Annotated in this window: 16 protein-coding genes; 4 read left to right on the forward strand and 12 right to left on the reverse strand. The window is 55.4% G+C overall.

The genetic code is table 11. The features are described from left to right. The first annotated feature begins 51 nt into the window (after positions 1-51). The 3 genes from pdxH (at position 52) to pdxY (ending at position 3,034) form a co-directional block, all read left to right on the forward strand. Positions 52-708, forward strand: coding sequence for a pyridoxamine 5'-phosphate oxidase (gene pdxH, locus ACB496_RS09320; protein WP_100780392.1), 657 nt, complete (start codon positions 52-54; stop codon positions 706-708). A 125-nt stretch (positions 709-833) separates the two neighbouring features. Continuing rightward, positions 834-2,108: a tyrosine--tRNA ligase gene (gene tyrS / locus ACB496_RS09325; protein WP_100780391.1), complete on the forward strand. Its 1,275-nt coding sequence runs from the start codon at positions 834-836 to the stop codon at positions 2,106-2,108. Positions 2,109-2,173: 65 nt separating this feature from the next. Beyond that, on the forward strand, positions 2,174-3,034 hold the full coding sequence (gene pdxY / locus ACB496_RS09330) for a pyridoxal kinase PdxY (protein WP_371975027.1): 861 nt from the start codon (positions 2,174-2,176) through the stop codon (positions 3,032-3,034). Between the two features lie 49 nt (positions 3,035-3,083). Here pdxY and gstA read toward each other — a convergent pair whose 3' ends face one another. The 12 genes from gstA to blr form a co-directional block, all read right to left on the reverse strand. Further along, complete coding sequence (gene gstA, locus ACB496_RS09335) at positions 3,084-3,689, reverse strand: glutathione transferase GstA (RefSeq protein ID WP_100780389.1); 606 nt, start codon at positions 3,687-3,689, stop codon at positions 3,084-3,086. 109 nt (positions 3,690-3,798) lie between these two features. Then, complete coding sequence (gene dtpA / locus ACB496_RS09340; RefSeq protein ID WP_100780388.1) at positions 3,799-5,307, reverse strand: dipeptide/tripeptide permease DtpA; 1,509 nt, start codon at positions 5,305-5,307, stop codon at positions 3,799-3,801. Positions 5,308-5,927: 620 nt separating this feature from the next. After that, positions 5,928-6,563 (reverse strand): endonuclease III, encoded by a 636-nt coding sequence (gene nth / locus ACB496_RS09345; protein WP_107703691.1) that lies wholly within the window; start codon positions 6,561-6,563, stop codon positions 5,928-5,930. Further along, complete coding sequence (locus tag ACB496_RS09350) at positions 6,560-7,246, reverse strand: electron transport complex subunit E (protein WP_371975028.1); 687 nt, start codon at positions 7,244-7,246, stop codon at positions 6,560-6,562. The genes nth and ACB496_RS09350 overlap by 4 nt, the downstream gene beginning before the upstream one ends. Before the next feature lie 2 nt (positions 7,247-7,248). After that, a complete protein-coding gene (gene rsxG, locus ACB496_RS09355; RefSeq protein WP_100780385.1) occupies positions 7,249-7,869 on the reverse strand; it encodes an electron transport complex subunit RsxG in 621 nt (206 codons plus the stop codon). Between the two features lie 10 nt (positions 7,870-7,879). Continuing rightward, positions 7,880-8,932: an electron transport complex subunit RsxD gene (gene rsxD / locus ACB496_RS09360; RefSeq protein WP_107703690.1), complete on the reverse strand. Its 1,053-nt coding sequence runs from the start codon at positions 8,930-8,932 to the stop codon at positions 7,880-7,882. Then, a complete protein-coding gene (gene rsxC / locus ACB496_RS09365) occupies positions 8,933-11,050 on the reverse strand; it encodes an electron transport complex subunit RsxC (RefSeq protein ID WP_371975029.1) in 2,118 nt (705 codons plus the stop codon). Continuing rightward, entirely contained in the window at positions 11,043-11,618 is a 576-nt protein-coding gene (rsxB, locus tag ACB496_RS09370) for an electron transport complex subunit RsxB (protein ID WP_100780382.1), read from the reverse strand. Before rsxB ends, rsxC begins: the two co-directional genes overlap by 8 nt. Beyond that, positions 11,618-12,199, reverse strand: a complete 582-nt coding sequence (gene rsxA, locus ACB496_RS09375; RefSeq protein WP_100780381.1) for an electron transport complex subunit RsxA — start codon at positions 12,197-12,199, stop codon at positions 11,618-11,620. Before rsxA ends, rsxB begins: the two co-directional genes overlap by 1 nt. A gap of 76 nt (positions 12,200-12,275) precedes the next feature. Beyond that, positions 12,276-12,716, reverse strand: a complete 441-nt coding sequence (locus ACB496_RS09380; protein WP_100780380.1) for a DUF2569 domain-containing protein — start codon at positions 12,714-12,716, stop codon at positions 12,276-12,278. Positions 12,717-12,802: 86 nt separating this feature from the next. After that, the gene (gene ydgT / locus ACB496_RS09385; protein ID WP_064325909.1) at positions 12,803-13,018 is read right to left on the reverse strand and encodes a transcription modulator YdgT; all 216 of its coding nucleotides are present in this window, start codon (positions 13,016-13,018) and stop codon (positions 12,803-12,805) included. Positions 13,019-13,246: 228 nt separating this feature from the next. Beyond that, positions 13,247-13,372 (reverse strand): division septum protein Blr, encoded by a 126-nt coding sequence (gene blr / locus ACB496_RS09390; protein ID WP_181827939.1) that lies wholly within the window; start codon positions 13,370-13,372, stop codon positions 13,247-13,249. Between the two features lie 245 nt (positions 13,373-13,617). On the opposite strand from blr, the gene ACB496_RS09395 reads away from it, so the two are divergent. After that, the gene (locus ACB496_RS09395) at positions 13,618-14,658 is read left to right on the forward strand and encodes an oxidoreductase (protein WP_102103576.1); all 1,041 of its coding nucleotides are present in this window, start codon (positions 13,618-13,620) and stop codon (positions 14,656-14,658) included. Positions 14,659-14,668 lie beyond the last annotated feature (10 nt).

Raw genomic sequence — 14,668 nt, forward strand, 5'->3', positions numbered from 1 at the left:
TACAGGGGCGGCGCACAATAGCGCCACCCAATTCTAATTTCAGCTAACGCCATGTCAGATAACGATGAATTGCAGCAAATTGCGCATCTGCGCCGTGAGTACACCAAAGGCGGCCTGCGTCGCCAGGATCTTCCCGCTGAACCCCTCGTACTTTTTGAGCGCTGGCTGAAACAGGCCTGTGAGGCCAAACTGGCCGATCCGACCGCCATGGTCGTCGCCACCGTCGATGAGAACGGCCAGCCCTACCAGCGTATCGTTCTGCTGAAACATTACGACGAAAAAGGGCTGGTGTTTTATACCAACCTCGGCAGCCGTAAAGCTCACCATCTGGAAAACAATCCGCGCATCAGCCTGCTGTTCCCGTGGCACATGCTGGAGCGTCAGGTGATGGTGACAGGGAAAGTCGAACGCCTCTCAACGCTCGAAGTGCTGAAGTATTTCCACAGCCGTCCTCGCGACAGCCAGATTGGCGCCTGGGTTTCGAAACAATCGAGCCGCATTTCGGCACGCGGCGTGCTGGAGAGCAAATTCCTCGAGCTAAAACAAAAATTCCAGCAGGGCGAAGTGCCTTTGCCAAGCTTCTGGGGCGGTTTCCGCGTCCCCATCGAGCAGATGGAGTTCTGGCAGGGCGGCGAACACCGTCTGCATGACCGCTTTTTATACCAGCGCGACAACGACGCGTGGAAAATCGACCGACTGGCCCCGTAATCCTCGAAATTTGTTGTTTTAAGCGCTAGCGCTGGATGGGCTGGCGCTTTATTCTATGTCTCTTTCGCGCTAGGCGAAAAGTCGTGTACCGACAGAGGTGCAGTCGTTTATACATGGAGAATTTGATGGCAAGCAGTAACTTGATTAAACAATTGCAAGAGCGGGGCCTGGTGGCCCAGGTGACGGACGAAGTAGCGTTAGCAGAGCGACTGGCGCAAGGCCCGATCGCGCTCTATTGCGGCTTCGATCCCACCGCTGACAGCTTGCACTTGGGGCATCTAGTTCCATTGTTATGCCTGAAACGCTTCCAGCAGATGGGCCATAAGCCTGTGGCGCTGGTGGGTGGTGCAACCGGTCTGATTGGTGACCCAAGCTTTAAAGCCGCCGAGCGTAAACTGAATACGGAAGATACCGTGCAGGAGTGGGTGGACAAAATTCGCAAGCAGGTTGCGCCATTCCTCGACTTCGATTGCGGTGAAAACTCTGCGATTGCTGCCAACAACTACGACTGGTTTGGCAACATGAACGTGCTGACCTTCCTGCGTGATATCGGCAAGCACTTCTCCGTTAATCAGATGATCAACAAAGAAGCGGTGAAGCAGCGTCTGAACCGTGACGATCAGGGCATCTCCTTTACCGAGTTCTCCTACAACCTGCTGCAGGGTTATGACTTCGCCTGTCTGAACAAACTGCACGGCGTGGCGCTGCAGATTGGTGGCTCCGACCAGTGGGGCAACATCACGTCCGGTATCGACCTGACGCGTCGTCTGCATCAGAACCAGGTATTCGGTCTGACTGTACCGCTTATCACCAAAGCTGATGGCACCAAGTTCGGTAAAACCGAGGGCGGCGCAGTCTGGCTGGATCCGAAGAAAACCAGCCCGTACAAATTCTACCAGTTCTGGATCAACACCGCCGATGCGGACGTTTATCGCTTCCTGAAGTTCTTCACTTTCATGGACATCGAAGAGATCAATGCTCTGGAAGAAGAAGACAAGAACAGCGGTAAAGCGCCTCGCGCACAATATGTGCTGGCCGATCAGGTCACCAGCCTGGTACACGGTGAAGAAGGTCTGGCGGCGGCGAAACGCATCACTGCCAGTCTGTTCAACGGTACCCTGAGCGATCTGAGCGTGGAAGATTTCGAGCAGTTGGCGCAGGATGGCGTGCCAATGGTTGAGATGGAAAAGGGCGCCGATCTGATGCAGGCGCTGGTCGATTCCGAGCTGCAGCCATCCCGTGGTCAGGCGCGTAAGACCATCGCCTCCAATGCCATCACCATCAACGGTGAGAAGCAGGCCGATCCGGAATACACCTTCGCTGAGAGCGATCGTCTGTACGGGCGATACACCCTGCTGCGTCGCGGTAAGAAGAATTACTGTCTGGTTTGCTGGAAGTAATCACAAGTGTTTGAGGGGCGTGGGAAACCACGCCCCTTTATTTTTTCAGGGTTGTGGTAAGAAAAATGAATAACATCCTCGCCATTCAGTCCCACGTTGTTTTTGGCCATGCCGGCAATAGCGCCGCAGAGTTCCCGATGCGTCGCCTTGGGGCCAACGTCTGGCCGCTCAACACCGTTCAGTTCTCCAATCACACACAATACGGTAAATGGACAGGCTGCGTGCTGCCTGCATCGCATTTGACGGAGATTGTGCAGGGTATCGCGGATATCGATCAGCTAAAGCGCTGTGACGCCGTTTTAAGCGGATATCTGGGATCGGCGGAGCAGGGCGAACATATCCTGGGTATCGTACGTCAGGTTAAAGCGGCAAACCCGTCAGCCAAATTTTTCTGCGATCCGGTGATGGGCCATCCGGAAAAAGGGTGCATCGTGGCGCCGGGTGTGGCGGAGTTTCATGTGCGTCATGCGATGCCGGCAAGCGATATCATCGCGCCAAATCTCATCGAACTGGAAATTCTCTGCGAGCATCCGGTTAACAACGTAGAAGAAGCCGTGACAGCGTCACGTGAGCTGATAGCTCAGGGGCCGGAGATTGTGCTGGTGAAACATCTGGCGCGCGCGGGGTTTAGCCTGGACCGCTTTGAAATGCTGCTGGTGACGAAAGACGACGCCTGGCATATCAGCCGTCCCCTGGTGGACTTTGGCGCTCGCCAGCCGGTGGGCGTGGGCGATGTGACGAGTGGGTTACTGCTGGTGAAACTGTTGCAGGGGGCATCCCTGCGCGACGCGCTGGAGCATGTGACCGCAGCGGTCTATGAAATCATGATCGCGACGAAACAGATGGATGAGTATGAGTTGCAGGTTGTGGCGGCGCAGGAGCGTATTGCGAAGCCGGAGCACTACTTTAGCGCGACGCAGCTTTAAAAACAGTGCCCGGCAAGCGCGCAGCGCCGCCGGGCAATGCAGAGATATCTTAGTTCAACCCTTCCGCTTTCAGCGCCGCCGCCACGCCCGGACGTGCCGCCATGCGTTCCATATACGACGCAATATGGCTTAATCCTTCCATATTCAGCTTCACTGCCCGCGCCCAGCGCAGAACCGTAAACAGATAAGCGTCAGCAATGGTGAAGCGCTGGCCGCAAATCCACTGATCGTCTTTCAGGGCGTCATTAACGTACTGCAGTTTTTTCTCCAGCAGGGCACGAACGGTCGGTTTGTACTCTTCAGGCGTATCCGGGCGGAACAGCGGCGTGAAGCCTTTATGCAGCTCAGTCGCGATGTAGTTCAGCCACTCGAGGGTTTTATAGCGGGAAATGCTGCCCGTCGGCGCCAGCAGATGGCGATCGGGTACTGAATCGGCCAAGAACTGCATAATGGCGACGCCTTCGGTGAGCAACGTGCCGTCGTCCAGCGCCAGAGCCGGAACCTGTCCTTTCGGGTTAATCGCGAAATAATCCTCGCCATTCTCCAGACGCTTTTTCATCAGGTCGACGCTATCGAGCGTGAAATCCTTACCGCTCTCGCGCAGGGTGATGTGTGAAGCAAGAGAGCATGCGCCTGGTTTGTAGAACAGTTTCATCGGTAACTCCTTTTTGCTGAGATTAAGGTCATGGTAATGCGCGGCAGAATAAAAAAAAAGCCGCTAACGCACAGTTAGCGGCTTCTCTTCAGTCGTTTCCCGATGACAATTACGCGGTGGCGGTATCCGTCGCTTTAGCGGTTTTGTCGTCGTCCTGGGTCATACGATTCAGTTTAGGTGCAGTCAGCAGCATCAGCACGGCGATAATTGCGGTGGCGATACCGATTTGCATGAATACGCGACCGTACACTTCCAGGGAGACCAGAGGGTCGGTGACGTTTTCTGGAACGGCCATCAGGTTTGCAATTTTACCAGCGATGATAGCGGCACCCGCAGTAGTCAGGAACCAGCTACCCATGATGAAGCCCATCAGACGCTGTGGAACCAGCTGTGCAACCATTGCCAGACCCAGACCCGAGATCATCAGCTCACCGATAGACTGCAGCGCGTAGCTCAGAATCAGCCAGTTAACAGACACGATACCCGCGTCGGTCGCGAACTTGGTGCCCAGCGGCAGTACCAGGAATGCGCCAGAGCACAGCACCATACCGATGGCGAATTTGTGCGGCATCGGCAGACGGTCGCCCATCTTGTTGTAGATAGCGGCCAGAATCGGGCTACCAATCATGATCCAGAACGGGTTCAGTGCCTGGAACTGCTCAGGTTCGAACGCGATACCCAGAATGGCGTGCTCAACGTTACGAATGGCGAAGAAGTTCAGGGACGTTGGCATCTGGCTATACAGCACGAAGAAGACAATCGCCTGCAGCATCAGAATGAAGGCCACAATCATCTTACGACGCGCAGCGCCCTGCATGGCGAACGCTTCTTTCGCGAAGATGCAGATAATACCCAGAGCAACCACGCCCAGTACCGCGCGAGCAACGCCCTGGTTGTGCAGCAGCCAGGTGGCGATGGTGGCGAGGATCACGACGCCCACGATAGTCGCCAGCAGTTTGCCCATGTGAACCGGTTCGAAGTCAGGTTTAGAACCGTAGTCTTTGACCCAGCGTTTGCAGAAGGCAAAGTTAACCACGGTGATCAGCATACCGACAACGGAGAGTGAGAACGCTACGCTCCAGCCGAACTTCGCTGCCAGCCACGGTGTTGCCAGCATAGAGAAGAAGGAACCGATGTTCACCGACATGTAGTACATGGTGAATGCACCGTCGAGACGCGGGTCATCTTTGCTGTAGCAGGTAGAAAGCAGGGAGGACGGGTTCGCTTTGAACAGCCCGTTACCGACAGCAATTGTCGCCATACCCATGTAGACAACCGCAGCATCGTGACCGGACCACGCAACCAGCGCATAGCCGACAGCCAGAACGATGGCGCCGAGCATGATCACGCGTTTGGTGCCAAGAACTTTATCGCCTAACCAGCCGCCGACGGCGACCAGGCCGTAAACCAGTGCACTGAAAGAGGAGAACAGCGTGATGGAATCCGCTTCGGACATACCCAGTTGTTTAACCAGGTAAACAGCCATAATCCCTTGCAGGCCGTAAAAGCCAAAACGCTCCCATAACTCGATAGAGAAGATGAGATAGAACGCTTTAGGCTGTTTGAAAGCGTTTAAACTTACGCTCTCTTCTGTTGGTTTATTGTTTGCAGTAGACACATATACCTCTTTTTTTACATCCCATATTAACGGGGGTGTTCATAGCGTAATTGACCGGAGTCCATTCGCCTTATAGTTATATTGGGAGGGGAAACGGCGGGTAATGTTCACTATCCTGACCCATCTGGCAAGGTGTTTGTAATACTCTGTTACATATAACCACAGTGGTATAATACGCGGGTCAGACAAATGTTATTTAGCGTTAAATCTTTCAGCATGAGAATTGGTGGTTTTTTTCACTGCTGAGACCCGTAAAAAAGGGCTGTACGGCGATATGTTCTGCTATATGGTCATTGTGGTAGTGATATGGTCCATAATCTGAAAATCAACTGGTTTAATCTGTTGTGAACGATCGGTCATAGCTTGTTCACGCAAGGGCTTAGTGGGTTTTTATATACAAAAATCCAACATGACGTTATCAGAGTGATCGCGATCACAGATGTATAGAAAATTTCGCTGACGAAAAAACAATTAACCTGCCAGGGTGTTAATGAACCGAACAATCAAGAGGTCTGAAAGTGAACGAAGCGGATAATAAATGGGCAAAAGGAAGGTTTACGGTTAGACCTTCCTTTAGTAAGGGATTGATATACTGAGCAGAGGAGGTAGGTGACGGAAATTCAGGCGTACACTTTCTCTTTATATTCGCATAAATCTTCGATCAGACACGAACCGCAGCGGGGTTTACGGGCGATACAGGTATAACGTCCGTGCAGGATCAGCCAGTGGTGGCAATCCACCTTAAACTCCGCCGGCACCACCTTCAGCAGTTTTTCTTCAACCTGCTCGACATTCTTACCCGGTGCGAAATTCGTGCGGTTACAGACGCGGAAAATATGCGTATCGACAGCAATGGTCGGCCAGCCGAAAGCGGTATTGAGCACCACGTTGGCGGTTTTACGCCCCACGCCAGGCAGCGCTTCCAGCGCGGCTCTGTCTTCCGGCACTTCGCCACCATGCTGTTCCAGCAGGATGCGGCAGGTTTTAATCACGTTCTCGGCCTTGCTGTTAAACAGACCAATGGTTTTGATGTACGACTTCACGCCGTCCACACCCAGCTCCAGCATCGCCTGCGGCGTATTGGCGACAGGGTAGAGCTTCGCCGTCGCTTTGTTGACGCTCACGTCGGTAGCCTGGGCGGAGAGCAGCACCGCGATCAGCAGCTCAAAAGGGGAGTTGAAATTCAGCTCCGTTGTCGGATGCGGGTCGTTATCACGCAGACGAGTCAGGATCGTGATGCGTTTCTCTTTATTCATACAGCCTTCTCAGGGAGTCCTTCCTGCACGCTACGCTCGGCGGCGCGGCGTTTACGTCTCTCATCAATGAGGTATTTTAACGCCAGCATCATACCAAGGCCAATAAATGCGCCCGGCGGCAGCATCGCCAGCAGGAACGGCGTATCCGTGTGGAAGACCTCAATACGCAGGGCCTTCGCCCAGCCGCCCAGCAGTGCGTCAGCGCCGTCAAACAGGGTACCGTTACCGAGGATCTCACGCATTGAGCCCAGCACAAACATCGCGCAGGTGGCGCCCATACCGATGGCAAAGCCATCCAGCGCCGAGATCAGCGGATCGTTCTTCACCGCAAAAGCTTCCGCGCGGCCCACGACGATACAGTTGGTCACAATCAGCGGAATAAAAATCCCCAGCGACTGATAAAGGCCGAACGCGTAAGCGTTGATCAGCATCTGCACGATGCTCACCACCGAGGCGATGATCATCACGTAAATCGGAATACGAATTTCCGACGGTGTCCAGCGACGCAGGGCGGAGATCGACAGGTTGGTCAGGGTCAGCACCAGCGTGGTCGCCAGTCCAAGGCCGAGGGCGTTCGTGGCAGTGGATGTCACCGCCAGCAGCGGGCACATCCCCAGCAGCTGGACCAGCGCGGAGTTGTTCTTCCAGAGACCCTGGACAATAACCTCTTTAACCTGGCTCATGATTACTCCTCACAGGCGGGAAGATTGTTGATTTGCGCAGGCAGCGTTTCGGCGTACAGCCCCGCGCGTTTCACCGCATTCACCACGGCGCGTGGGGTGATGGTCGCGCCAGTAAACTGGTCGAACTCACCGCCGTCTTTTTTGACTGCAAAGGCGGTGTCATTCTCACCGTGAATCACTTTTCCGGCAAAATGTAAAATCCAGTCGCTGAGGCGAAGCTCGATTTTATCCCCCAGACCTGGCGTTTCGTGGTGCTGCGTCACACGGGTACCGAGAACCGTACCAGAGAAGTCGGTGCCGACCAGCAGTTGAATCGCGCCAGAGTAGCCGTCCGGTGCGGTCGCTTCCATCACGGCACCCACGGCGGTATCCCCTTTACGGGCGATGAAAACGCGGTGTTCACCTTTGCCTAATTGCGGCGCCTGCACAATAAAGCAGCTTTTCTGCAGGTCATTATCGTAGAAATCTGACGGGATCACCTGATCGAACAGCGCCTTTTGCTGTTTCGATGCCTGTTCATCAATCGTCGTTTTGGTCATTTCATTCACCAGCGCGGTCAGCCCCGTCAGGGCAGCGGCGAAGATCGCCAGCGTCACGCCGTGTTTTTGCATTGTTTTCAGCATGGCGAATCCCTTAGCGGTGGCCATACACGCGAGGACGCGTGTAGTAGTCGATGAGCGGCACCGTGATATTGGCCAGCAGTACGGCGAACGCCACGCCATCCGGATAGCCGCCAAAACTGCGGATCAGCCAGACCAGCAGCCCCGCCAGCGCGCCAAAAATGAGGCGTCCACGGTTGGTGGTCGATGCGGTCACCGGGTCGGTCAGAATAAAGAAGGCACCCAGCATGGTTGCACCGGAGAGCAGATGCATCTGCGGGCTTGGTAGCGGCTCGGACGAGAACATCCAGCCGAGCGTGGCGCAGATCGTCAGCGTCACCAGGAAGCTCACCGGAATGTGCCAGCGAATCGTCTTTTTCCACAGCAGGAACACGCCGCCCAGCAGATAGGCGATATTAACCCACTGCCAGCCAGCGCCCGCCAGCACACCGCTGTAGATTGGGTACGCCATGATCTGCTCAACGCTATGACCGGCATGCAAAGACGTTTTAAAGGTGTCGAGCGGCGTCGCCTGGCTGATACCATCCACGCCCATACGCAGGGTGGTCATGTCGCCACCCGTTGCCGTGTGGCCGGTAAAGATCACCTGAAGCGCATCCATAAATCCCGGTACCGTCGCGGCAATCTCGTGCGGCGGCAGCCAGCTGGTCATCTGCACCGGGAAGGAGATCAGTAAGACCACATAGCCGATCATCGCCGGGTTAAACGGGTTATGCCCCAGGCCGCCGTACAGCTGTTTGGCAATAATGACCGCGAAAACGGTGCCCAGCACCACCATCCACCAGGGGGAAAACGGCGGAATACTGATCGCCAGTAACAGACCCGTCAGCAGGGCTGAGTTATCGGCGAGAATGCGGGGAACAGGCATTTTGCGAAGCTTAAGCACCAGCGCTTCGGCGGCCAGCGCACTGACGCAGCCGAGAACAATCTGAAACAGCGTCCCCCAGCCAAAAAACCAGAGCTGCACGGCAATGCCCGGTAAGGCCGCCAGGCAGACCAGCATCATAATGCGCGACGTCTGGCGCTGGTTATGGGTGTAAGGGGAACTTGCGATTCTGAAAACCATTTAATCCTCGTTTACTGCCTGCTGTGCGGCTTTCTTAGCCTGAACGCGTGCAATCGCGGCGGCGACTGCGGCTTTGCGTGGGTCGTCATTGGCGGCGGGTTCGGGGTCCTGCTGGGCCGCTTTACGCGCTTTGGCGCGAGCAATGGCGGCTTCAACGGCCGCTTTGCGCGGATCGACAGACGGTTCCTGCTCGACGCTCTTTTCCTGTTGCTCCGCTTTACGCGCTTTGGCGCGAGCAATGGCGGCCTCAACGGCGGCTTTGCGCGGATCGACAGGCGGTTCCTGCTCGACGCTCTTTTCCTGTTGTTCCGCTTTACGCGCTTTCGCACGAGCAATGGCGGCCTCAACGGCGGCTTTGCGCGGATCGACAGGGGTTTCCTGTTCGACGCTCTTTTCCTGTTGCTCCGCTTTGCGCGCTTTGGCGCGAGCAATCGCCGCTTCAACCGCTGCTTTACGCGGATCGCTCTCAGCGTTCGGCTGTGCGTCCTGGGCTTTTTCTGCCTGACGGGCGCGGGCCTGCGCTTTGCGCGCTTCACGCGCGGCGATGGCTTCGCTGTTGTCTGGTTTTTCACCGGCTGGAATGATCACCGGCTGTGCGGCAGAGGCTTTCTTCTCACGCACCCGCGCGAGCGCGGCGTTAATGGCATCCTGATCTTTTTCGGCTGGCTGAACGGCAGCCTTTTTATGACGTTCCTGACGCGCCAGTTTCTCACGCTCAAGACGCGCCTGACGCGCTTCAAAGCGGGCTTTGGCTTCGGCGGCACGTTTGTCTTCCAGCGAAATGGCGTAGATCTCGGCCTTTTCCTGACGGAAATACTGCACCAGCGGAATGCTGCTTGGGCAGACCCAGGCGCAGGCCCCGCACTCAATGCAGTCGGCCAGATTGTGGGCTGTGGCTTTATCGTGCAGCTGGCCTTTGCTGAACCAGTACAACTGCTGCGGCAGCAGATCGGCCGGACAGGCGTCGGCGCAGGCGCTACAGCGGATACAGCCTTTTTCTTCCTGCTCTTCGCCCATCTCGCTTGCGGAGGGGGCAAGCAGACAGTTGGTGATTTTGACGACCGGAACGTCCAGCCAGGGCAGGGTAAAGCCCATCAGCGGCCCGCCCATGATGACCATTTGATCGCTGCCCGGACAGAAGCCAGCCTGCTCCAGCAAATGACGCACCGGCGTACCCAGCCGCGCCCAGACGTTACCCGGCTGCGAAACGGACTCGCCGGTGAGCGTCACTACGCGCTCGGTCAACGGTTCCCCGTCGATCACCGCGCGTTTCACCGCGTAAGCCGTACCGACGTTTTGCATCAGCACGCCAATGTCAGAAGAGCGGCCGCCGTGCGGAACCTGTTTCCCGGTCAGAATTTGCGTCAGCTGTTTTGCGCCGCCGGACGGGTATTTAGTGGGAATAACGCGCAGGCCAATGTCGTGGCTGCCCGCCAGCACCGCACGCAGCATGGAGATCGCCTGCGGTTTGTTATCTTCAATGCCGATCAGCACTTCGCGCGGCTGCAAAATATGGGAGAGGATGCGAATCCCTTCGACGACCTGCGCGGCGCAGTCCTGCATCAGGCGGTCATCAGCGGTGATGTATGGCTCGCACTCTGCGGCGTTGATAATCAGGGTCTGAATTTTATCGCCACCACCGCGCAGCTTGGTGCCGGTCGGGAAGCCTGCGCCGCCAAGACCGGCCACGCCGAACTGGTGGATGCGCTCGATCAGGGCTTCGCGGCTCTGGGCGCGGTAATCGCTCCAGCCGTCACGGTCGATCCAGCGGTCTTCACCGTCCGGCTCGATCATGACGCTTAATTCGGCCAGTGCCGAAGGGTGGGGAACCGTGTGAGGGGCAATCGCCACCACTTTCCCGGAGGTCGGTGCGTGGACCGGGAGCATACGCCCGCGTCCAAAGGTCAGCTGCTGACCGCGCAGCACGTTGTCACCGACTTTCACGCATAGCTCGCCTTCCGCACCGATGTGCTGTTTTAGCGGCATGACGAACCGGTTTGCTAACGGAATCTGGCGCAGCGGCGTGCCGCTGGACTGGGTTTTCATCTCTGGCGGATGAATCCCGCCGTCGAAATCCCAAATCTTCTCTTTTCTGAACGCAGAAAATAACTTAAACATGGTGTTCCACAGGAATTATACGAACCGGAATGGTTTGAAGATCCCACTTCCAGCTGTCGGGAGTCGTTTCGACCGGACGCAGCTCGATGCATTGCGTCGGGCAGGGGGCCACACAAAGATTGCAGCCCGTACAGAGATCCGCCATCACGGTGTGCATCGCGCGGGTTGCGCCAACAATGGCGTCCACCGGGCAGGCCTGAATACACTTGGTGCAGCCGATGCAGTTTTCTTCGTCGATGACCGCCAGCACGCGCGCAGGTTCTTGTGCGCTCTCGTCGCCATCAACGGGCTGCGGATCGACGTTAAGCAGCGCCGCGATTTTTAACATCACGGCTTCGCCACCCGGCGCACAGCGGTTAATTTTTTCACCGTTGCCTACCGCCTCAGCATAGGGACGGCAGCCAGGATAGCCGCATTGCCCACACTGGCTTTGCGGCAGGAGGTCATCGATTTTTTCGACGACAGGATCGCCTTCAACCGCAAACCGGCGCGAGGCGTAACCCAGAATAATGCCAAAAAACAGCCCCAACACGCTGATGGCGGCGATGGCAATCCAGATAGCATTCATTACAACTTCACCAGACCACTGAAGCCCATAAAGGCCAGAGACATCAAACCAGCGGTGACCAGTGCAATGGCGTTACCGCGAAAAGGCGCCGGAATATCGGCAGCGGCCATGCGTTCACGGATAGAGGCAAACAGCACCATGACCAGCGAGAAACCGACCGCCGCGGAGAAACCGTACAGGGCCGATTGCAGGAAATTATGCCCAAGGTTGATGTTGAGCAGCGCCACGCCGAGCACGGCGCAGTTGGTGGTAATCAGCGGCAGGAAAATGCCAAGCAGGCGATAGAGCGCCGGGCTGGTTTTGCGCACCACCATTTCCGTAAACTGCACCACAAAGGCAATCACGAGAATAAACGCCAGCGTGCGCAGATAGATCAGGCCGAGGGGGATCAATATCCAGGTATCAATCCACCAGGCGCAAATAGAGGCCAGTGTCATCACGAAGGTGGTTGCCAGTCCCATGCCCATTGCGGTTTCCAGCTTTTTGGAAACCCCCATGAACGGGCACAGGCCAAGGAACTTCACCAGCACGAAGTTATTCACCAGCACAGTTCCGACAAAGAGCAGTAAGTAATCGGTCATTATTTAGCCTGAAATAAAAAAGCCGCCTATTATCGGATAAACCACAACGGGCGACAACAGGATAACTGTAGGGTTATTACGGGTTCACGAAGGTCTTTTTGACCCGGGCGGAACGCCTGAAGTAGGGCGCGAAAAGCGCGGCGGCCAGCAGCGGGAACAGCAGCTGGCGCACTGCCAGTAAGTCCGAAACCGGTGAAAAGGCAAAGGCCTTGATCGCCAACAGCACAGAGATCAGCAGCCAGATAATATAGTGCTTAGGCACTTTCTGACGGCGTTTAAAGAACGCAATGGTCAGCCAAAGGGTGTAATACCACATAGCAATGGCAAAACCGAAGGAGATAAACCACAGCGCAATATTCATTGTGCTCTGGGAGGTCAGATTCTTAAGCGCATACGGCGTCACAAGAGCCGTTGTATACAGCAGCAGCGCAAGCGATGCGCTTAACAAAGCCACCAGTAACCAGGCGAGCGGGGCGAGTAACCAGCCTCCGATTTTTTCTCCAGGCGATGCGGTCATGTTATCTCCCTCAGTCTGCACGAAATGATACCCGGCAAATTTACCGGGGCGTGAGTATATAACATTTCGCGCCGATGGCTACCGTCTTACAGCACGTAGCGCCAAACTGATTTAGGGACTTCGCCGATATTGAACAAACGACCGCCGGAAACCAGCTCTGCGCGACGATGATCGGCAGCGCGGTACATATTGATGATGTCCTGATTATCGGTCAGCGTGTAGTTCAAATGATCAAACAGTTTTTCCAGGCTCTCGAGAGAACTGATCTTGCGAAATTTTAATAAATAATCCTGAACTGTCATTTAATAAGCTTCCATTTTTAAAAGTAAATTTTATCAGTAGGGTAATTCGCTCGAATAATAAACGGATAAATAAAGACGTAAACAACCCACTTAAGGGTTAAGACTAAATTAGGAGTTTTCTTTGAAAGTTTCAGGCGTCGGACGACGCCTGCAGAAGAAGGTTAACTCTGATGACCGTGGCTGGCAACCGGCAACTGACAGTATATGTCACTCTTTTGCCAGCAGAACTTATTTGGTCTGAGACGCCGCAACCGGTTCTGGTGGCTGGTAGTTATCAATATGGCTGGCAACGCCGAGTAAAATGACGGAAACACCCAGGACAACCCATCCTGCTAATTCAACGATTCGATTGATAATTGACGTCATGATTCTTGTTTGTGATTTATCCATAAATACAGATTGAGAATGTTACAGCGCGATTTCCGCTATCGCAAGTCCTTTGGGAACGGTTTCTATGTATGAATTCAGCAGGTTATATAATTGTAACAAAGACCGCTGGTCAGTCGTGCTGTTTTACTTTTTGTAATCCATTACAAAACGGTTGTGACAGGCTTGTTGATAGTGTGAAATGAGTGAAAGACAAGACGAGAGGCAACGACATGAGTGACAAAATCCGCGTCGGATTAATTGGTTATGGTTATGCGAGCAAGACGTTTCACGCACCGCTGATTGCCGGTACGCCTGGAATGGAGCTGGCGGCGGTTTCAAGCAGTGATGCGTCGAAAGTGCATGCTGACTGGCCTGCGGTTCCGGTAGTGTCTGAACCTAAGCACCTGTTTAACGATCCGAATATCGATTTAATCGTGATCCCCACGCCAAACGATACCCACTTCCCGCTGGCAAAAGCGGCGCTGGAAGCGGGTAAGCATGTGGTGGTGGATAAGCCTTTTACCGTGACGCTGTCTCAGGCACGCGAGCTGGATGCGCTGGCAAAAAGTCTGGGACGTCTGCTGTCGGTATTCCACAACCGTCGCTGGGACAGTGATTTCCTCACACTTAAGGCCCTGATGAACGAAGGGACGCTGGGTGAAGTGGCGTACTTCGAATCCCATTTCGATCGTTTCCGCCCACAGGTACGTAACCGTTGGCGCGAGCAGGCCGGTCCGGGCAGCGGTATCTGGTACGATCTGGCCCCGCATCTGCTGGATCAGGCGGTGAATCTGTTTGGTCTGCCGGTCAGCGTGACGGTCGATCTGGCGCAGCTGCGCCCGGGCGCACAGGCCACGGACTATTTCCACGCGATTTTGACCTATCCACAGCGTCGTGTGGTGCTGCACGGCACCATGCTGGCGGCGGCAGAATCTGCGCGCTATATCGTGCACGGCACGCGCGGGAGCTACGTTAAGTTTGGTCTGGATCCGCAGGAAGACCGTCTGAAAAACGGCGAACGCCTGCCGCAGGAAGACTGGGGCTACGATATGCGTGACGGCGTGTTAACGCGTGTCGAAGGGGAGGAGCAGGTGCAGGAAACCTGGCTGACTCTGCCGGGGAACTATCCGGCCTACTATGCGGCGATCCGCGATGCCCTGAACGGCACGGGCGAAAACCCGGTTCCGGCAAGCCAGGCGATTCAGATTATGGAACTGATTGAGCTGGGCATCGAATCAGCGAAACACCGCTCGACGCTCTGTCTGGCGTAATAAAAAAGGC

The organism is Lelliottia nimipressuralis (genome assembly GCF_041464075.1).
GTDB lineage: Bacteria > Pseudomonadota > Gammaproteobacteria > Enterobacterales > Enterobacteriaceae > Enterobacter > Enterobacter nimipressuralis.